Genomic DNA, 19,313 nt, shown 5'->3' on the forward strand with positions numbered 1-19,313 from the left:
CATCATGGTCGTTCTGAACAAGATCTACACAAAGACCGGCGACGACGGTACGACGGCGCTGGGCTCGGGAGAGCGCCGGCCGAAGAACGATCTGCGGATCGAGGCCTATGGCACTGTCGACGAGACCAACTCCGTCGTCGGCTTGGTGCGCCTTCATGCCGCCGAGACGGATGCGGAACTCGATGCAGTGCTGGGCCGCATACAGAACGATCTTTTCGATCTTGGGGCGGACCTTGCCACGCCGGATACAGGTGAAGACCTCGGCTACGAACCCCTGCGTATAACCGACGCGCAGGTGTCTGCGCTCGAAGAAGCTATCGATCGCTTCAACGCGGATCTGTCGCCCTTGCGTTCTTTCGTGCTTCCCGGCGGGACGCCGGCCTCTGCGCATCTTCATCTGGCACGCACGGTCTCCCGCCGCGCGGAACGCCTGATGGTCGAACTGGCCGGGCGTGAGAAGGTGACCTCCGCGGCGGTCAAATACATGAACCGTCTGTCGGACTTCTTCTTCGTGGCATCCAGATATCTGAATGCCAAGGGCGACGGCGACGTGCTATGGGTGCCGGGACAGAACCGCTGACGTGAGCGGTTTGCCAACGCGGAGCCGGCCTTATGTTCATCCCCCTTCACGACCATAACGGGCTGGCACATGTCACGCGGCCGGTGGTCACCTGGGGGCTGATAGCAGCCAATGCGATCGTGTTCTTCGTCTATCAGCAGGCAGGCCTGAGTGATGTCATCAACGCATCGGCCTATTCGTTCGGCCTCATTCCGTCGGTTTTCTTCGACCTCAAGGATTTGACGCCGGAACTGCAAGTGGTTCCCGAGGGGGCGACCATCGTCACCTACGCCTTTCTCCATGGCGACTTCATGCATCTGGCCGGCAACATGCTTTTCCTATGGGTCTTCGGCGACAACGTCGAAGATGCGATGGGGCATGTGCGGTTCGTGATTTTCTATCTCGCCTGCGCGGCGGCGGGGGGACTTGCCTATTCGCTGGCCAATTTCGGATCCGATGTTCCTTTGGTCGGGGCGTCAGGAGCCGTTGCCGGCATTGTTGCCGCTTATCTGATGCTGCATCCGAAGGTGAAGATCTGGATCCTGGCCTTGGGGCGTCTGCCGCTGCGGTTGTCGGCGCAATGGGTGCTTGGCGCCTGGGTGGTCTACCAGGTGGCGAATGCGCTCCTGTCCCAGACGGGAAATGTGGCGTGGTCCGCGCATATCGGCGGGCTGATCGCCGGCGCACTTTTGATCATCCCTTTGCGGCGTCGCGGGGTCCCCCTGTTTGACCGCGGGCTTTGACGAAACAGGCCTCTTAATTCCGTCAGGTCAGGATCTCATTCCGTCCCTTTAGCAATTCTGCCAAGTTCCCTTGCGCCATCGTTGACAGCGGCAAGCCGGATCTTTACCGTCCCGCGGCATGCGCAGGAATTGGCTGAAAACCGCCATTTACGCCACTTGGCTGTTTTGTCGGCAAAGCCTGATATTGCGGCGCGGCATAAAATGCCGCCCTAGCGGAGGTTGAACCTTATGAAGATCCTTGTGCCCGTGAAGCGGGTAATCGACTACAATGTCAAAGTGCGCGTGAAGCCGGACGGGTCCGGAGTCGACCTGGCGAACGTCAAGATGTCGATGAACCCGTTTGACGAGATTGCCGTTGAAGAAGCCCTGCGACTCAAGGAAGCAGGCAAGGCAACCGAAGTGATCGTCGTTTCCGTTGGTCCCCAGCAGGCGACCGAGACCCTGCGCACGGGCCTGGCCATGGGCGCCGACCGCGGCATCCTCGTCAAGACTGACGACACCACCGAACCGCTCGCTGTCGCAAAGATTCTTAAAGGCATCGTCGAAGCTGAAGAGCCGGGTCTTGTGATCCTCGGCAAGCAGGCGATTGACGACGACTGCAACCAGACGGGCCAGATGCTCGCCGCCCTGCTCGGCTGGGCGCAGGGTACGTTCGCTTCCAAGGTCGACCTCGGTGAAGGCACCGTGGACGTGACCCGCGAAGTCGATGGCGGTCTGCAGACCGTAAAGCTGAAGCTGCCGGCGATCGTGACCACGGACCTGCGCCTCAACGAGCCGCGCTATGCGTCCCTGCCGAACATCATGAAGGCGAAGAAGAAGCCGATCGACGAAAAGGCCCCGGCCGACTTCGGCGTCGACACCGCGCCGCGCCTGACGGTTCTGAAGACCGCCGAACCGGCAGCTCGCCAGGCTGGCGTCAAGGTTGGTTCCGTGGCCGAACTGGTCGACAAACTGAAGAACGAAGCCGGCGTCCTCTAAGGACCCGTCACAGGAGGATAAACACCAATGACGACACTTCTTGTGGCCGAACACGCTGGCGGCGCTCTGAACGATGCCACTGCCAAGGCCCTCACCGCAGCCGTAGCAATGGGCTCTGATGTTCACGTGCTGGTCGCCGGCAAGGACGTCAAGGCCGTAGCCGACTCAGCTGCCAAGCTTTCCGGCGTTTCCAAGGTTCTTGTCGCCGACAACGACGATCTTGCTCATCAGCTTGCCGAACCAATGGCCGCGCTGATCCTCGATCTGGCCGGTGGCTACGACGCGATCCTGGCTCCCGCAACGGCCAACGGCAAGAACATCCTGCCGCGTGTTGCAGCGCTGCTCGATGTCATGCAGATCTCGGACGTTACCGCTGTCATCGACGCCGAGACCTTCGAGCGCCCGATCTACGCCGGCAATGCCATCCAGACCGTCAAGTCTTCCGATGCGAAGAAGGTCATCACGGTTCGCACGTCGACCTTCGCAGCTGCTGAAGCCGCCGGATCGGCCGCCATCGAAGACGCTGCAGCTCCCGCTGCTTCCGGCTTGTCCGAGTTCGCGGGTGAGGAACTTTCCAAGTCGGACCGGCCGGAACTGACCTCCGCCAAGATCATCATCTCGGGCGGCCGTGCTCTCGGTTCGGAAGAGAAGTTCCAGGAAGTCATCATGCCGGTCGCCGATGCGCTTGGTGCCGCCGTTGGTGCATCACGCGCTGCTGTCGACGCTGGCTACGCCCCGAACGACTGGCAGGTCGGCCAGACCGGCAAGGTGGTTGCCCCGGATCTCTACATTGCCTGCGGTATTTCCGGTGCCATCCAGCACCTGGCCGGCATGAAGGACTCCAAGGTGATCGTTGCGATCAACAAGGACGAGGAAGCGCCGATTTTCCAGGTCGCGGACTACGGTCTTGTTGCTGATCTCTTTGACGTTCTGCCGGAGCTGAAGGCAGCTGTCGAATAAGCCTTCGGGCAATAAATGATGCTTCCTCGGGGCGGAAATGCAATTTCCGCCCCGAGGTTCTTGCCGTCTCGCGCCAGACTTGCCAAAAATAGCCCGGCAGGCGGTTAGTGTGACCGTTATTCAAGGATCGGAATGGACGATGGTGGTCGAAATCAAAAAAATCGGCGTAATTGGCGCGGGCCAGATGGGCAGCGGGATCGCGCATGTCTGCGCACTTGCGGGCTACGACGTGGCGCTGAGCGATATTTCGATGGACCGCATCGAATCCGGGTTGGCCAACATCAACGGCAACATGGCACGGCAGGTCCAGAAAGGTCAGATCTCTGAAGACGTCCGCAGTGCCGCCCTTGACCGGATCTCCCCGGCAGAAGACCTGGATCTATTGAGCGACGCAGATCTCGTTATCGAATCCGCCGTCGAGAACGAGCAGGTCAAGCGCAAGATCTTCTCGCAACTGTGTCCGATCCTGAAGCCGGAAGCCATGCTCGCGACGAACACGTCGTCGATCTCGATCACGCGTCTCGCAGCGTCCACCGACCGTCCGGAGCGTTTCATCGGCATCCACTTCATGAACCCGGTTCCGATCATGGAACTGGTCGAACTGGTGCGCGGTATCGCAACGGAAGACGAGACCTTTGAAGCCGCAAAGGGCTTTGTTGCCAAGGTTGGAAAGACGATTGCGGTAGCGGAAGATTTCCCGGCCTTCATGGTCAATCGTATCCTTCTTCCGATGATCAATGAGGCGATCTACACGCTCTATGAAGGCGTTGGTTCCGTCGAATCCATCGATACGGCGATGCGCCTTGGTGCGAACCATCCGATGGGCCCGCTGCAGCTCGCCGACTTCATCGGGCTGGATACCTGCCTGTCGATCATGCAGGTGCTTTACGAAGGCCTTGCCGACACCAAGTACCGTCCGTGCCCGTTGCTGGTGAAATACGTGGAAGCAGGTTGGCTCGGCCGCAAGACCCAGCGCGGTTTCTACGACTATCGCGGCGACGTTCCGGTTCCGACCCGCTAATCCGGATTTCATGAATCTCGCACGTTATTGCCTGACCAACGCCGGGGCTGATCCGTCTGCCGTGGCGCTGGAGGTGGTCGGTGCCGGCGGAGCGCTGCTTGAGCGCTGGACGTTCGGCGAAATCGAGGATGCGGTTCTTCGGATCGCCGCCGGTCTTCAGGCTGCTGGCCTGAGACGTTTCGATCGCGTTCTGCTGCGACTGGGCCATTCAAGCGATTTCCCGTTGCTTTACTTCGGAGCGATTGCCGGCGGCTTCGTTCCGATACCCACCTCCGAAATGCTGACCGCGTCTGAAGCAGGGGCCATTCTTGTCGATAGCGGCGCGACCGCTGTTATTCATGACGCCAAGACGGTGCTGCCCGAGGGCGATTTACTGTCGCTTGGGCCGGACCGTATAGCTGCGATGAAATCCGGTCCGCGCGGCGACTACGCCGTCACCGAGGCGGACGACCCGGCGTTTCTCATTTATACCTCCGGTACCAGCGGAACACCGAAGGGTGTCCTCCACGCCCAGCGAGCCGCTTCCGGCCGCTACCCCATGTATCAGGGCTGGTACGGTATTTCCTCTGACGATCGTTTGCTTCACGCCGGGGCATTCAACTGGACCTACACGCTCGGTGTCGGTCTGATGGACCCTTGGGCCAATGGCGCAACCAGTATCGTCTATGATGGTCCGCGGGACGCCGAAGTCTGGCCTGAGCTTCTCGACAAGAGCGGGGCGACGTTGTTTGCCGCCGTTCCGAGCCTGTACCGGCGCATCCTGAAATATTCCGATGTGAGTGCCTCGTCCTTTCCCGAATTGCGGCATGGCTTGACTGCCGGAGAGGCCTTGCCGGCGGACCTGCACAGGACCTGGACGGAAAGGACCGGCCGGCCGCTCTATGAGGCGCTCGGTATGAGCGAGATCTCTACCTACATCTCGAGTGGCCCGGATGTTCCAACGCGACCCGGTTCGCCGGGCAAGCCTCAGGCCGGTCGAAAGGTTGCCATTCTCACCGAGGCCGGAGCGGGTGAGGAGTTCGCGGCAGTCGGCGAGGCCGGGTTGCTCGCGGTTCACTGCAGCGAGCCGGGTCTGATGATCGGCTACTGGAACCGGCCGGAAGAGACGGAAGCGGTGTTTCGTACCGGTTGGTTTCTGACTGGCGACCGTGCCCGACAGGATGAGGACGGCTACTTCTGGTACGAAGGCCGGGCCGATGACTTGATGAACGCCTTCGGCTACCGGGTGGCGCCTGAAGAGGTCGAGCGGGTAGTCGGCGCTCATCGGGCCGTTTCAGAGGTCGCGGTGACAGCCGTCGAAATGCGGGCCGGCGTAAGCCTGATCACGGCGTTTGTGGTTCCGGTCGATCCGAATTTCCGCGACGAGACCGAGCTGGCGCAGTGGGCCGCAGAAAATCTGGCGGAGTACAAAAGGCCCAAGGCCTACAGGTTCCTGGACACGCTGCCGCGAACGCCTTCGGGAAAGGTCCGGCGCAAGTCCCTCCGATTGGCCGAAGTTTAGCGGTTCCGGAAAGGATCTGTTAAGGCAGTCTTAACGGATCTTAACTACGCTTGCGAAATCTCTAGGAGGTTTCATGGATTCGATCGCACTCGCCAGCGCATATGTTGCAACGACCCAGGCACAGACCGGGGCGGCGATTCAGACCGAGATCATGAAGATGGCCGCTGCGCAGGAAGCCAGCGTCGTCGCGTTGCTGGAAGCCGGAGCGCAGAGCCTGGAAGCGGCTCAGGCAGCTCCTGCTCCGGGCCTTGGACAGTCAATAGACGTTGCTGCCTGACTGAAATCCCGTTTGTGGTTAATAATTTAATGCAGATGCCCATAAGGCATTATTGCAAGTAAAATCATACGCCTATGAATTTATGGATAAAACTTTAGTCAATATTGAATCTCATCATTCAAAGCATGTGAAGCCCGTTTTTATTCGCTGTCTTTATTGAGATCTTTGCGGCCACTTTTTGAGTCATAGTTTCCTCTGCGCAATCTTACCCAGCAGAGGGAGAGCTTCATGCCAGAAGGAATTGGCTATGGCAGCCCTCCGAGGCTGGTTTCGGTTGAAACCGGCTTCGGGAAAGGACAGGCAAGCGCCGCTGATACGCTTCAGCGGCAAAATGCCCGTCAGGAAGAGGTCGTTGCGAAAGCAATAGAGCAGCAGTCCGAACGGAGCGGAGAACGCGCTGACCGGCTCGCTCGTCAGGCCGACCAGGTCGAGAACCGGAGTGACACCCGGGTCCAGCTGGCGGGGCTTGGTCAGCGGGTAGATATAAGCGTCTAGGCAGGTCGCCGCTCAACGGACAAACAGGAGTACGTGAATGCCCAGCATTTCGGGTGAATCATCCGCCGCCTACAGCGTGAACGCAAACAGGGCGGAGTTCGCAAGCAGTGCAATTCGACAGGCCAACGAGCAGGACCGTCAGGTTGCCGACCGTCTGGAAGAGGCTCAGGAAACTACGCAGCAGACCCGTCGTGAGGCTCGTCAGATTCCGGGTCTGGGAAATGCGGTAGACATCACCGCCTGAATGATCTGCGGACCAGAAAATGCCCTCGGCTCACGTGCCGGGGGCTTTCTGTGCTCCAAGCGCAGCATTGATCAGTGCCTTTGCGTCGCCCGACGCCCATTCGGCCGGACCATACATCGTGCCGACTTCGCAGCCGTCCGGTCCGACGAGTATCGTTGTCGGAAGTCCCGTTGCACGGCCTTTTGCCCTGAGGTCGGTCATCATCTTGTTCGATGAATCATGGAAGAACCTGAGATGAGACACACCGATCTCGTCCAGGAAGGCTTTCGGTTTTTCGCTGCCGCCCCTGTCCAGATTTACAGTCACAACCTCGAATGTCTCGTCGCCCAGGTCGGCCTGAAGTTCGTCCAGAGCGGGCATTTCCTTTCGGCACGGCGCGCACCAAGTTGCCCAAAGGTTCATGAGGATGGTGCGGTCCTTGAAGTCCGCAAGGCTTGTTGGTGTATTCTCGGGCGTATTGAAGCTGACCTCCGACAAGGGCAATGGACCCTGGGCAGGCAGGAAAGCGGCAACCTCACCTGTCGCAAGCGGCTTGATGGCCTCTGCTATATCGAGCGAGAGGGCGCAGCTTTGCCCGCTGTTTGAGTTGCCATTTGGGCCAACGATCACGTATACCGCCGCTACAGCGGCCAATGCGCCTGCCATACCCAACGCGGCCAGACGCCGGGTCGGGCGGTGTGCGGGTTCGGTCGGTTTCGTCATTCTTCTAGACCTCGCAAGGGGCACCTCTCAGGGGACAGGGCATGAGCAATCGTATGTGGGGCGGCCGGTTCGCCGAAGGACCGGATGCCATCATGGAGGAGATCAACGCCTCCATCGACTACGACCGCAAGCTATATAGGCAGGATATCGCGGGTTCGAAAGCCCATGTGGCCATGCTTGCGGCTCAAGGAATCGTTACGGCGGACGATGCCGCCCAGATCGCTCAAGGTCTAGACACGATCCTGTCAGAGATCGAGAACGACGAGTTCAAGTTCTCCCGTGCGCTCGAAGACATTCACATGAACATCGAGGCGCGGCTGGCCGAGTTGATCGGTCCGGCTGCGGGACGTCTGCACACAGCTCGTTCGCGAAACGATCAGGTTGCGACGGATTTCCGGCTCTGGGTTCGCGACACGCTCGATACGCTCGATGAACAGCTTACCGACCTGATGAAGGCCCTTGCGGACAAGGCGGAAGTCCACGCCGGGGACGTGATGCCGGGTTTCACGCACCTTCAGTCCGCACAACCGGTAACGTTCGGCCATCACCTCATGGCCTACGTCGAAATGTTCGCGCGTGACAGAAGCCGCGTCCGGGACGCCCGCAAGCGCATGAACGAGAGCCCGCTCGGCTCCGCAGCGCTCGCAGGGACGTCTTTCCCGATCGACCGCAAGGCGACCGCAGAAGCCCTTGGCTTCGACCGTCCGACCGCCAACTCCCTTGATGCGGTGTCTGACCGTGACTTCGTCATCGAAGCGCTCTCCGCGGCCTCGATCTGTTCGATGCACCTTTCGCGCCTGGCGGAAGAAATCGTGATCTGGTGCTCGGCCCAGTTCGGTTTCATCAAGCTGTCGGACAAGTTCTCGACCGGTTCGTCCATCATGCCGCAGAAGAAGAATCCGGATGCGGCGGAACTGGTGCGCGCCAAGACCGGCCGCATCTATGGCTCGCTACAGGCGCTTCTGACCATGATGAAGGGGCTTCCGCTGGCCTATTCAAAGGACATGCAGGAAGACAAGGAACAGGCCTTCGACGGTCTGGCCAGCATCTCGCTTGCCCTGGCCGCAATGACCGGCATGGTCAAGGATCTGGAGCCGGTCACCAAGGTGATGAAGAAGGCTGCCGGATCGGGCTATTCGACGGCGACGGACCTTGCCGATTGGCTGGTTCGTGTTCTTGGCCTGCCGTTCCGCGATGCCCACCATGTGACCGGCAAGATCGTCGGTCTGGCCGTGGAGAAGGGCATTGAGTTGCACAAGGTTTCCCTCGAGGAGATGCAGGCTGTCGAGCCCAAGATCACCAAGGAAATCTACTCGGTTCTTTCAGTCGATAAGTCGGTTCGTTCGCGGACCAGCTATGGCGGCACCTCGCCCGTGAATGTCCGCAAGCAGGCGCGCCGCTGGCAGAAAGAACTGGCAAAGGGCTGAGGACCTTGATCCTCGCGTGATCGACACAAATCCGTAGTCGTCCAAAAGATGCTCTGGCGGGCTTGCCGTCAGGCATCGGTCATGCGAGGAGAGACTGTCGAACATGTTGGAACGGATGCGCGGCCCATGGCAATTGACTTCAAGGCTATGAACTCCAAAGCGGCACTCATCGGGGCTGTCGGACTATGCCTCGCGGTGGCCCTGTCGGGCTGCGGGCGCCGGGGCAGTCTCGAAGCTCCTCGTGCTGCATCGCCTTCGCTCGATCCTGCCGTTGCCGCCTCCCCGGAGCCGACACCGCAAAAATCCGGCTTTATCCTGGACGCCCTGATCTGACGGGCTGAGTTATCGAGGACTATCGTGCATCATTTTGAGTTTCGCGGCGGCAAGCTTTTCGCCGAGGATGTGCCGATCGAGAAGATCGCCGCAGAAGTCGGTACGCCCTTCTACTGCTATTCTTCCGCGACGCTCGTGAGGCACTATCAGGTCTTCAAGAGTGCCTTCGAGGGTGTGGACTCGCTCGTTGCCTTTGCGGTCAAGGCGAACTCGAATGTAGCAGTGCTCAAAACCCTTGCCGACCTTGGCGCCGGAATGGATGTGGTGTCCGAGGGTGAACTGCGCCGTGCACGCGCCGCAGGTGTTCCGGGCAGCCGGATTCTCTTCTCGGGTGTCGGCAAGACCGAAGGTGAGCAGGCCTATGCCCTGGGCGAGGAAATTCTCTGCTTCAACGTAGAATCGCTTCCCGAACTTGCCCAGCTGTCCCGGGTTGCCGGGGAAGTCGGCAAGACGGCCCGGGTATCGCTGCGCATCAATCCGGATGTCGACGCCAAGACCCACTCGAAAATTTCTACCGGCAAGGCGGAAAACAAGTTCGGCATCGCATGGCAGGACGCGCGCAAGGCCTATGCCGAAGCAGCGAGCCTTCCTAACATCAAGGTGACCGGGATTGACCTTCATATCGGGTCGCAGATCACGGATCTTGAGCCCTTCGATTCCGCGTTCTCGCGACTTGGCGACTTGGTGAGAGACCTGCGTTCAGACGGTCACGGCATCGAGCATGTCGACCTTGGCGGCGGACTCGGTATTCCCTATGTCGTCGACAACGATCCGCCGCCCCATCCAGACGCTTATGCCGAGGTGGTCAAGAAGCATGTCTCCAGGCTCGATTGCCAAGTGATCTTCGAGCCGGGCCGTCTTATCGCCGGCAACGCAGGGATTCTGGTCACCAAGGTTGTCTATGTGAAGCATGGGCAGGCAAAGAACTTCGTCATCGTCGATGCGGCGATGAACGACCTGATCCGTCCGACACTCTATGAAGCGTTCCACGAGATCGGTCCTGTCAACGAACCGGATGTGAATGCCCCGCGAATCAAGGCTGACGTGGTTGGCCCCGTCTGTGAAACGGGCGACTACCTGGGTCAGAACCGGGATCTGCCGGAAGTACACGCAGGTGAGATGCTTGCCGTCTACTCGGCCGGTGCCTATGGAGCGACGCAGTCGAGTACGTACAATTCGCGCCTGCTTATTCCGGAAGTGCTGGTAAAGGATGGCGAATTCGCCGTCATCCGCGAACGGCAGACCTATGAAGAGCTTCTCGGCCTCGACAAGGTACCCGACTGGTTCACTTCTTCTTGAGCCAAATTCTGTCCTTTGGTTGTTTCGACAACTTGCCGTATCCGGTCTGATGCCTCACCTTATGAGGGGTGAGGCACGATTGGAGGCGCACCCTTGGACCGTCACGGCACACCCGGGAGCACCGGGGACCATGAGACTCCGGAGGAACGACGCACGTTTCTGCAGCAAGCAGAGCGTCGACTGAACACGCTTGTGGCTCGTAGCCGGGCCGCCTTGTTCGTTGAGCGCGTTATCCGGGCGGCATTTCCCCTTTTCGTCGTCATCTCCCTGTTTGTCGGTTTCTCGCTGGTCGGCGGCTGGATTGTTCTGCCGTTCTGGCTACGTGTTGTTGGGGTGGCTGCCTTCGCCTCCGCCGCCCTTTGGTCTGCGCGAGCACTTCCCGCCATCAGATGGCCTGCCCGCGACGAAGCGGTCCAGCGAATAGAAAGAAATTCAGCGTCTGCCCATCGCCCCATGACTGCGGTCGGGGATGACCTGGCCATGGGCGAACACGATCCGGCGACGGCAGCGCTTTGGCGGCTGCACAAACGGCGGATGGCCGATGCATTGAAATCAATGCGGGCAGGTGCGCCATCCCCCCGCACCTATCTTCTCGATCGTTTCGCCCTTCGTGTCTTCGCCGTCATGCTTCTGGCAGTCGGCCTGATTTCAAGCGGTTCAGACAGGGTCAGTCTGTTGGGTTCGGCGTTTCGTGCCCCGGTTGATCTCGAAGCTGTTGCGAGCCGTCTCGACGCTTGGGTGACACCACCGATCTACACGGACCGCCCGCCGGTCTACCTGACCGGAGAGAGCGCCGGAATGCGGGACCCGATGGTTCCGATCAAGGTGCCGCAGGGGTCAATCTTCGTCGTCCGGAGCCAGGGAAATGATGGCTTCCGTATGGAAGTCACGGGTGGGATCAACGCCGCAGAGGAAACAGCTGACCTCTCCGAGGCAGAGCAAGCGGCAGGGCTTCCCGTCGAGCGGCAGGCCGTGCTGACATCTTCCGGGCGCGTGATCCTTTATTCTGGCGAGACGCCAGTGACGGCGTGGACCTTCGACGTGCTCCCGGATCTGGTGCCTGAAATCCGTCTCACGAACGATCCGGAGCCGCAATTGTCCGGAGCGCTTAAGTTTTCCTATCTCGTGAAGGACGACTACGGCGTTATCGCAGCCGAAGCCAATATTCAGCCAACACCGGAAACAGGCGCCAAGTCTGCTAATCCCCGTCCGTTGGTGGAAGCGCCCCGGTTTCCGTTGTCCCTGCCAGCTCGCTCGTCCACGGCCAAGACCGGAGAAACGATCCGGGACATCACGTCCCATCCCTGGGCCGGGTCCGAAGTCGAACTGGTCATGACCGCGCGAGATCAGGCTGGTCAGGAGGGGATGTCGAAGCCCCACGTCTTCACATTGCCGCAACGACCGTTTCGCAAGCCTCTGGCCAGAGCCGTGGTCGAACAGCGGCGCGAGCTGGCACTGGACGCGAACAATCACTCACGCGTGCTGACCGCATTCGATGCCTTGCTGCTTGCGCCAGAGAAATTCGAGGTTCCGACGAAGGACTATCTCGGGGTCCGTTTTGCATACCGGCAGCTGGTGAATGCGCAAACTGACGACGAGCTCAGAGAGCTCCTGCCCTTGCTTTGGGATCTTGCCCTGACCATTGAGGATGGCGACCTTTCACTTGCAGAGCGCGCGTTGCGCGATGCGCAGGAGGCGCTTCGGAAGGCGCTTGAAAACGGAGCGAGCGAAGAAGAGATCGCAAAGCTGACGGAGCAGTTGCGCCAGGCCCTGAACGAATACATGCAGGCACTGGCCGACCAGATGCGCCGCAATCCGCAGGCGATGCAGCCGTTCAACTCGCAGCAGCAGCAATCCCTGAATTCGCAAGATCTCAACGAGATGCTGAATCGTATCGAGGAACTGGCGCGCATGGGCTCGCGGGATGCGGCGCGCGAACTCCTGGCCCAGATGCAGCAGATGCTGGAGAACCTTCAGGCAGGCAGACCTCAGATGTCACCGGAGGGCATGACCAGCGAGATGATGGAGATGCTGAACAAGCTCAGCGAAATGATCCAACGTCAGCAACAGCTCATGGACCAGACCCATCAGTTCAACCAGCAGCAACAGCGTCAGCAGCAGCAACAACAGCAGGGTCAATCAGGCCAGCGCGGGCAAGGTGGTCAACAGCCTATGACCCCGGAGCAATTGGCCGAGATGCTGAAACAACTGCAGCAGGGCCAGGGTGATCTTGCACAGCAGCTGCAGCAGCTCATGGACCAGCTTGGCCAGAATGACCGCGGGCAGAATGGCGAGTTGGGAGAGGCGGGCGAAGCCATGGGCCAGGCCCAGCAGTCGCTTGGTGATGGACAGGGCCAGGAGGCGGTCGGTCAACAAGGCAATGCGCTGGACGCGTTGCGCCGCGGCGCGCAGGGCATGGCGGAGCAGATGATGGGTCAGGGAGAGGGACCCGGCATGGCCCAGGGAAACTCGCCGCTCGATGAAGATCCGCTTGGCAGGCCACGCCGCACTGAAGGTCCGGATTTTGGCAACCGGGTGAAGGTGCCCGACGAGATTGACGTGCAGCGCGCACGACGGATCCTGGAGGAACTGCGCCGCCGATTCTCTGATCCCTCGCGGCCAAAACTCGAACTTGATTACCTGGAGCGTTTGCTGAAGCGGTACTAAGGTGTCGGCAGCCTCGCAAGCATGCAAAAAAGCCCCGGATCATCCGGGGCTTTGTTCATCTGTCTTCCAGTCTGGCGGTTCAGCTTGCGTAGCGGCGAAAGTCTTCCGGAACGACGCCCGCAATGGCGTTGCGAACCGCGCGGCGGATATCCGCAAGCGAGAAAGGCTTGGTTATGACGTCATGGACCAGAGCTTCCAGTCCATTGGCTCTTTCACGCTGATCGGCAAAGCCCGTCATGAGCAGGATAGGAAGGGCCGGGTAATCGCGTGCGGAATGTAGTGCGAGGGCAATCCCGTCCATCACCGGCATCTTGATGTCGGACAGCAACAGATCGAACGCACCCTTCTCCCGTGTCAGGATCTCGACCGCCTCGGCGCCATCCTCTGCAGGCGTAACCTTGTGACCGTCGAGTTCCAGAGCACGCTGCACGAAGCTGCGGACCGCCTCGTCATCTTCCGTCAGAAGAATGCGAGCCATGCTTAGTCTCCTTCGTTCTCTCCCGCCGCTCCGGTCTCCTCCCCCGGTACGACGTAGCCGATAAACGGAAGCTGCCGCCAGGCATGCCCCATGTCCATGCCATAGCCGACAACGAATTTGTCGGGACATGCAAAGCCAACATAATCAGCAGAAATGGCAGCTTTGCGGCGTTCCGGCTTGTCGAGCAGTGCTACAATCTGAACCGATTTCGCGCCGCGTTTTGTCAGACGCTCCTTGGCGAAGTGCAAGGTTCGTCCGGATTCCAGGATATCATCGACCAAAAGGATATCCCGGCCGTTAACATCGCTCTCTACATCGCGCAAAATACGGATATTTTCCGACCCGACCGTCCCGGCGCCATAGCTTGAAAGATGCATGAACTCCATTTCCGGCTGCAGGCCGGCGCGGTGCATGGCGCGCACAAGATCTGCCGCAAAGATGAAGCTTCCCTTCAGAACAGCCACGACCAGCAGCTTCTCCGGCTTGGTCTCGGCGATCGAGTGCGCAAGATCGGCGATCCTTGAGGAAATGGCATTCTCATCGAAGAGCGTGTTGATTTGGACGGTCATGTTATTCGAGTACTACCTGACGTTGGCCGCGGTCTACGAAGCGGACTTGAATGTCTGCCGCTTCAGTTGGCGGATCCGTAAGAATGGTCCGGAAACGGGTTTCATCCAGACCCTTCAGCAATTTCGTTCGTGGCTCCACGGTCCAGGCATAGATCTCCTGAAGGTCGCCGCCCCTGAGGGACAGCCGCACCGCGGGAACCGGCGTGTTTTCAGGCTGTATATTGCGGATTGAGCCCTCGACCACAAGCACCGGTTTTCCTTCCTCGATTTCGCGGAACGTTCTCAGGTCGCGAAATTCCAGTCCTCTCAGGTTTACTTCCAGGCCGACTGCTTCGAAAAGACTGGCCAGATCAGGGGCGTTCTTCACGATGCCGTCGCGCAGGAGCACTACCGAAGCGCAGATGGCAATCGACCCTGCAAAGAGTGCAACTCCGGCAACGCGCCGATAGTTCCGCCGGGCAAGCCAGTTGATGATCGCACCGATGCGATTGCGCTTGAACTTGTTCGGATTGACCTTGATTTTCGGGCGATTGGCCATCGTCTCGATGTCGATGGTCGGATCGCCTTCTTCGTCCTCGTTATCGTCAGGTTTCGCCGCGCGGCTGTCCGGTTTTGCCGGCTGCTTCGCAGTCGCGGCCTTTGGCGCGGGAGTGGGCTCGTCGTCGCCTTCGTCCTCGTCGTCCACGCCCTCGGCAGTTGCGTTTCCTGCCTGGCCTTCTTCGTCGGCTTCGTCAGCGGCCCAGTTGGCCTCGTCTTCATCGTCGACGGGCTCTTCAATCGGAACTTCGTCGGGTTCCTGTTTCGGAGCAACAAACCAGCGATTTCCACAGCGGGCGCATTTCACGCTCCGCCCTTCCGTGCCCAGTATGGCCGGTTTAATGTCGTAGGAAGTGCTGCAGTCCGGACATTTGATCTTCATCCACGAAGACCCTTCGCCTCTATGTGGTATGACGGCCGTCAAGCTCCGGCCGAATGGTCGGATCCGGCATGGAGTTCAAGTTAGGCGAGCAGCCGCAAGCCGCCATCCCCTTTAATGTCTACAGGACATTTATATGTTTAATGAAGCGTTAACGAGCAAGGGTTAGCGTGCGGCCTTTCCAGGGAGGACACAGGTGATCCGCTTCGAAAACGTCGGCTTGAGATACGGCATGGGTCCGGAAATCCTGCGCGACCTGACGTTTCGCATCGAACCCCAGTCCTTTCAATTCCTCACGGGTCCCTCTGGAGCGGGCAAGACCAGCCTCATAAGGCTGTTGTTCATGTCTTTGCGTCCGACCCGCGGCTTGATCCGCGTCTTCGACCGAGACTTGTCGATGATCAGCAAGTCGGAACTGCCGGAATTGCGCCGGAAAATTGGCGTCGTATTCCAGGACTTTCGCTTGCTCGACCACCTGACCACATATGAAAACGTGGCCCTGCCGCTTCGTGTGGGCGGCAAGGAGGAAAGCGAATACCGGTCTGACGTGGTGGAGTTGCTCAAATGGGTTGGGCTGGGTGATCGGATGCATGTCCTGCCGCCTGTTCTGTCGGGTGGAGAAAAGCAGCGTGCGGCCATTGCACGGGCGCTGATCACCCGCCCGGAGGTCCTGCTTGCCGATGAGCCGACCGGCAACGTCGATCCGCCGCTTGCGCGGCGCCTCCTGCGGCTGTTCATAGAACTCAACAAGCTCGGAACCTCCGTTATCATCGCCACTCACGACCTTGCCTTGCTCGAGCAGGTAGAGGCCCGCCAGATGGTTCTGGCTGATGGGCGGCTCGAGATATTCGACTGAGGCGGCCAATGGAAAAAGACCAGAACAAGAGCAAGACACGTGGTCAGCCTACGAGTTCGGCGCCCAAGGTCCGGGCTGTGCGCAAACCCTCGAAGCCGAAGCTGCCGGTACGAATAGGTTCGCGCAAGAAACCGGCGAAGGTGGAGGGTGACGCGAAACTAAGGCCGACGGGGCCGATTGTTCCGCCGCAATCGGTTGCAGGCCGAGCGCTGACGCTAGTGGTTGCGATCATGAGTTTCCTCGCGTGTCTTACGATCGGCGGGGTTTCGATCGTCTGGGATGCGGCCAACGACTGGCAGAACGATCTTGTGCGGGAAGTGACCATCCAGATCCGTCCGGTAGATGGTTTCGACATGCTGCGCGAGATCGACAAGGCTGTTGCTCTGACCCAGGAGTTTCCCGGCATCGGAAGCGTTCGGGCGCTCTCGGACGACGAGACACGTAGCCTGCTGCAGCCCTGGCTTGGCGAAGGTCTGGAGCTGGAAAGCCTGCCTGTTCCACGGCTGATCCAGATCACAGTCGCTGACCCGGACCTTCTCGATCTTAGTCAGCTGAAATCGGCCTTGCAGCAGGAGGTGACGGGAGCCAGCCTGGATGACCATTCGGTCTGGACGTCGCGACTTTCAGCGATGGCGGGTGCTGTCGTGCTTGGGGGATTTGCAATCATGGGCCTCGTGTTCGGGTCCATGGTCTTGAGCGTGGTCTTCGCGACCCAGGCTGCGATGGCAGGCAACAAGGACGTCGTATCCGTGCTTCATTTCGTAGGTGCCGAAGACAGTTTCATTGCCCGCGAATTCCAGCGCCATTTCCTCGTTCTCGGACTGAAGGGCGGGATATCGGGAGGCGTCATTGCATCCGGGGCGTTTCTGCTTCTTGATGTCATGACGCGACAAAGCGTCGGGAATGCCGGATCAGACCAGCTGTCAGCCCTTTTCGGCAGCGTTTCAGTAAGCCTTCCCGGATATCTGGGCGTGGTCGCGGTTGTTTTTCTGGTTGCTGTCCTGACCGCTTTGACGTCAGGATTGGCCGTGAAAGCGCATCTGAAACGTGTGGATTGACGCAGCTCAACGTGCTGTCCCGAAAAAAACCGATTCTCTTGTGATACTGAAAGACGTTGAAGACCATGGAAAGGAGCCGGCCGAGGTGAGAACCGCGTCTGGTGAAAACGAACATGCCGGACCCGTCTGCGATGGTCCGTTAGCCGCTGTCCCTAAACGGGGACACGGGCGGTGGCGTCATCGTTCCTTGCTGATGATCTTTGCACTGGGCTTCGTCGGTCTATCGGTATCCTTTCTGAATTTCGCCGGAACCGTAGGAGCGAGTTCCGCGCCGGATGATCCACGTGCAGATGCAATCGTTGTTCTCACCGGCGGCACCGAGCGCGTTGAACGTGCTGTCGCGCTCCTCGTCGAGGGGCGGGCAAGCCGGCTCCTGATTTCTGGTGTTCATCCGGGTACGACACAGCAGCAAATCGCGACGATGACATCGGGAGATCTCCCTCTGTTCGAATGCTGCGTGGATCTGGACCGGGTTGCGCTCAACACGACCGGCAATGCTCTGGAGACCGCGAGCTGGGTGCAGGAACATGGTTTCCGTTCCCTTCTGGTGGTCACGAGCGCATACCATCTTCCGCGTGCAAGTCTTGAGCTTGCCGAGGTACTGCCGAATGTGGAACTCGTTCCCTATCCTGTCTATCAGCCGCGGCTCGATCTGCGATCATGGTATCGAAGCCCCAAGACAATCCGGCTTCTCTTGAGGGAATATGTGAAGTATACCCTCGCTCGTCTCAGGATTGTTGTCTCTCGCGGCTCGGGTATGTTTTCAAACACGTGAACCGCTACATGGGCAGATAACTACAAAGCTGCAGCTGCCAGGTCTCATGCTCTTCTTGCGCTCTTCGATCTTCCAGATCCTCTTTTATGTCTCGACCTTCTTGATGATGGTCCTGTTTTCGCCGGTGCTCATCCTGCCGCGCAAGATGGGTTGGTGGGTGGTCCATTTCTGGTCCCATTTCAATATCGCCCTGTTGCGGGTCGTGGTCGGGCTGGATGTCGAAGTCCGGGGACGGGAGAACATTCCCGAAGGCGGATACATCGTCGCGTCAAAGCATCAATCGGCTTGGGAAACGTTCGCGCTGATCCGCGAATTTCCAGACCCTACCTTTATCTTGAAGCGGGAGTTGCGCTGGATTCCGATCTTCGGCTGGTATACGGCCAAGTTCGATCAGATTCCGATCAACCGTGGACAAAGGTCTGCGGCACTTGCAGCGCTCAAGGTGTCCGCGGACGAAGCGATCTCTGCGGGCCGACAAATTCTGATTTTTCCTGAAGGAACGCGCAGGCCAGTCGGCGGAGAGCCCAAGTACAAGTTCGGGGTCGCCCATCTTTACCGCGATCTCGAGTGTCCCGTTCTGCCTGTTGCGCTCAATGCTGGCGTCTTCTGGCCGCGGGCATCCTGGATGGTCTATCCGGGCAAGGTGATCGTCGAGATCCTGCCGCCGATCCCGCCGGGTATGGCGACCGACGCGTTTTACCGCCGGATGGTCGATGATATCGAGACTGCGTCCGTTCGTCTTTGTGAAGAGGCCCGAAAGCAGAAACCGCTCTCGCCGGTTCTGGCCAAACTTCCACCGGTTCCTGCCACGGACGCCTAGGGCCGGGACAGTTCGGCCAACCTTGCTGCAAGCCAGCTTACACCGTGATCGCGGATGCCGATTTCGGCGAAGTGAGCTGCGGTGTTGAGCACGTATTCCGGATTGCGGCCTGACTGACCGACGGCACCCGTGACGATGCCCAACTGGTCCTCCAATGGCAGGGCGCCTGCATATTGCGGATGGGTCCGATCCACCATGTACGTCAGCGCTTCGACCTGTTGCCCGGAAGCCAGCGTGATTTTCCGCCAGGCCTCGACATAGACCATCGTGACCTGCTCGCGTGCCCGCAGGTACCCGATTGTGTCGTCGCGGTTCGACGCGCGCACCCGATAGGCCATTCCGCGGCAGGACCCGCCGCGGTCCAGACCAAAGACGAGGCCGGGCCTTTCCCTCGTCCCCCTGTGAACCCAGGAATAGACGCACAGAGAGCGATGGGCGCCGCGCAGAAGCGCCTGTTCCGAGGTCTCATGGACGAAGCCCGGGTTCCACATCAATGAACCGTAGCCAAATACCCAGAAATCGCTCATATCATTCCTCAACCGCGGAAGTTTCGCCGCTCGCATAGCAACGCCGCCGTCGCGATGCAATCCGATACGGAACATGGTACGGACCCGAAACAGGTCGCTGACAAGGGA

At 59.6% G+C, this 19,313-nt stretch carries 22 protein-coding genes; 17 read left to right on the forward strand and 5 right to left on the reverse strand.

Annotated elements, in window-relative coordinates; genetic code table 11:
• The first annotated feature begins 4 nt into the window (after nt 1-4).
• The 9 genes from ACN0SY_RS11975 (at nt 5) to ACN0SY_RS12015 (ending at nt 6,778) form a co-directional block, all read left to right on the forward strand.
• On the forward strand, nt 5-580 hold the full coding sequence (locus tag ACN0SY_RS11975) for a cob(I)yrinic acid a,c-diamide adenosyltransferase (RefSeq protein ID WP_417687367.1): 576 nt from the start codon (nt 5-7) through the stop codon (nt 578-580).
• Between the two features lie 32 nt (nt 581-612).
• Entirely contained in the window at nt 613-1,302 is a 690-nt protein-coding gene (locus ACN0SY_RS11980; RefSeq protein WP_417687368.1) for a rhomboid family intramembrane serine protease, read from the forward strand.
• A 228-nt stretch (nt 1,303-1,530) separates the two neighbouring features.
• The gene (locus ACN0SY_RS11985) at nt 1,531-2,280 is read left to right on the forward strand and encodes an electron transfer flavoprotein subunit beta/FixA family protein (RefSeq protein ID WP_417687369.1); all 750 of its coding nucleotides are present in this window, start codon (nt 1,531-1,533) and stop codon (nt 2,278-2,280) included.
• Between the two features lie 27 nt (nt 2,281-2,307).
• Nucleotides 2,308-3,240: an electron transfer flavoprotein subunit alpha/FixB family protein gene (locus ACN0SY_RS11990; protein WP_417687370.1), complete on the forward strand. Its 933-nt coding sequence runs from the start codon at nt 2,308-2,310 to the stop codon at nt 3,238-3,240.
• 139 nt (nt 3,241-3,379) lie between these two features.
• Nucleotides 3,380-4,261, forward strand: a complete 882-nt coding sequence (locus ACN0SY_RS11995; RefSeq protein ID WP_417687920.1) for a 3-hydroxybutyryl-CoA dehydrogenase — start codon at nt 3,380-3,382, stop codon at nt 4,259-4,261.
• Nucleotides 4,262-4,271: 10 nt separating this feature from the next.
• Nucleotides 4,272-5,762, forward strand: coding sequence for a class I adenylate-forming enzyme family protein (locus ACN0SY_RS12000; protein ID WP_417687371.1), 1,491 nt, complete (start codon nt 4,272-4,274; stop codon nt 5,760-5,762).
• Between the two features lie 73 nt (nt 5,763-5,835).
• Nucleotides 5,836-6,039, forward strand: coding sequence for a hypothetical protein (locus ACN0SY_RS12005; RefSeq protein ID WP_417687372.1), 204 nt, complete (start codon nt 5,836-5,838; stop codon nt 6,037-6,039).
• Between the two features lie 228 nt (nt 6,040-6,267).
• A complete protein-coding gene (locus tag ACN0SY_RS12010; RefSeq protein ID WP_417687373.1) occupies nt 6,268-6,534 on the forward strand; it encodes a hypothetical protein in 267 nt (88 codons plus the stop codon).
• A gap of 37 nt (nt 6,535-6,571) precedes the next feature.
• On the forward strand, nt 6,572-6,778 hold the full coding sequence (locus ACN0SY_RS12015; RefSeq protein ID WP_417687374.1) for a hypothetical protein: 207 nt from the start codon (nt 6,572-6,574) through the stop codon (nt 6,776-6,778).
• Between the two features lie 30 nt (nt 6,779-6,808).
• On the opposite strand, the gene tlpA is transcribed toward ACN0SY_RS12015, so the two are convergent.
• Entirely contained in the window at nt 6,809-7,480 is a 672-nt protein-coding gene (gene tlpA, locus ACN0SY_RS12020; protein ID WP_417687375.1) for a thiol:disulfide interchange protein TlpA, read from the reverse strand.
• A gap of 41 nt (nt 7,481-7,521) precedes the next feature.
• On the opposite strand from tlpA, the gene argH reads away from it, so the two are divergent.
• The 4 genes from argH to ACN0SY_RS12040 all read left to right on the forward strand — a co-directional run bounded on the left by argH (nt 7,522) and on the right by ACN0SY_RS12040 (nt 13,206).
• Nucleotides 7,522-8,907, forward strand: a complete 1,386-nt coding sequence (gene argH, locus ACN0SY_RS12025) for an argininosuccinate lyase (RefSeq protein WP_417687376.1) — start codon at nt 7,522-7,524, stop codon at nt 8,905-8,907.
• 126 nt (nt 8,908-9,033) lie between these two features.
• Entirely contained in the window at nt 9,034-9,240 is a 207-nt protein-coding gene (gene lptM, locus ACN0SY_RS12030) for an LPS translocon maturation chaperone LptM (RefSeq protein ID WP_417687377.1), read from the forward strand.
• A 24-nt stretch (nt 9,241-9,264) separates the two neighbouring features.
• Nucleotides 9,265-10,539, forward strand: a complete 1,275-nt coding sequence (gene lysA, locus ACN0SY_RS12035; protein WP_417687378.1) for a diaminopimelate decarboxylase — start codon at nt 9,265-9,267, stop codon at nt 10,537-10,539.
• Nucleotides 10,540-10,632: 93 nt separating this feature from the next.
• Entirely contained in the window at nt 10,633-13,206 is a 2,574-nt protein-coding gene (locus ACN0SY_RS12040; protein WP_417687379.1) for a TIGR02302 family protein, read from the forward strand.
• 79 nt (nt 13,207-13,285) lie between these two features.
• Here the strand turns inward: ACN0SY_RS12040 and ACN0SY_RS12045 are convergent, their stop codons facing one another.
• Genes ACN0SY_RS12045 through ACN0SY_RS12055 form a run of 3 tightly spaced genes read right to left on the reverse strand, consistent with a single transcriptional unit; the run spans nt 13,286 to nt 15,172 of the window.
• On the reverse strand, nt 13,286-13,684 hold the full coding sequence (locus ACN0SY_RS12045) for a response regulator (protein WP_417687380.1): 399 nt from the start codon (nt 13,682-13,684) through the stop codon (nt 13,286-13,288).
• 2 nt (nt 13,685-13,686) lie between these two features.
• Nucleotides 13,687-14,253, reverse strand: coding sequence for a hypoxanthine phosphoribosyltransferase (gene hpt / locus ACN0SY_RS12050; protein WP_417687381.1), 567 nt, complete (start codon nt 14,251-14,253; stop codon nt 13,687-13,689).
• 1 nt (nt 14,254) lies between these two features.
• On the reverse strand, nt 14,255-15,172 hold the full coding sequence (locus ACN0SY_RS12055) for a zinc-ribbon domain-containing protein (RefSeq protein WP_417687382.1): 918 nt from the start codon (nt 15,170-15,172) through the stop codon (nt 14,255-14,257).
• Between the two features lie 193 nt (nt 15,173-15,365).
• Here ACN0SY_RS12055 and ftsE point away from each other — a divergent pair, with 193 nt between their 5' ends.
• The 4 genes from ftsE to ACN0SY_RS12075 all read left to right on the forward strand — a co-directional run bounded on the left by ftsE (nt 15,366) and on the right by ACN0SY_RS12075 (nt 18,678).
• Nucleotides 15,366-16,025, forward strand: coding sequence for a cell division ATP-binding protein FtsE (gene ftsE, locus ACN0SY_RS12060; protein ID WP_417687383.1), 660 nt, complete (start codon nt 15,366-15,368; stop codon nt 16,023-16,025).
• An 8-nt stretch (nt 16,026-16,033) separates the two neighbouring features.
• Nucleotides 16,034-17,083, forward strand: coding sequence for a cell division protein FtsX (locus ACN0SY_RS12065; protein ID WP_417687384.1), 1,050 nt, complete (start codon nt 16,034-16,036; stop codon nt 17,081-17,083).
• 193 nt (nt 17,084-17,276) lie between these two features.
• Nucleotides 17,277-17,858, forward strand: coding sequence for a YdcF family protein (locus ACN0SY_RS12070; protein WP_417687385.1), 582 nt, complete (start codon nt 17,277-17,279; stop codon nt 17,856-17,858).
• Between the two features lie 46 nt (nt 17,859-17,904).
• Nucleotides 17,905-18,678: a lysophospholipid acyltransferase family protein gene (locus ACN0SY_RS12075; protein ID WP_417687386.1), complete on the forward strand. Its 774-nt coding sequence runs from the start codon at nt 17,905-17,907 to the stop codon at nt 18,676-18,678.
• Here ACN0SY_RS12075 and ACN0SY_RS12080 read toward each other — a convergent pair.
• Nucleotides 18,675-19,205 (reverse strand): gamma-glutamylcyclotransferase, encoded by a 531-nt coding sequence (locus ACN0SY_RS12080; RefSeq protein WP_417687387.1) that lies wholly within the window; start codon nt 19,203-19,205, stop codon nt 18,675-18,677. The genes ACN0SY_RS12075 and ACN0SY_RS12080 overlap by 4 nt on opposite strands.
• Between the last annotated feature and the right edge of the window lie 108 nt (nt 19,206-19,313).

The sequence above is a fragment of the Roseibium sp. genome (genome assembly GCF_048261595.1).
GTDB lineage: Bacteria > Pseudomonadota > Alphaproteobacteria > Rhizobiales > Stappiaceae > Roseibium.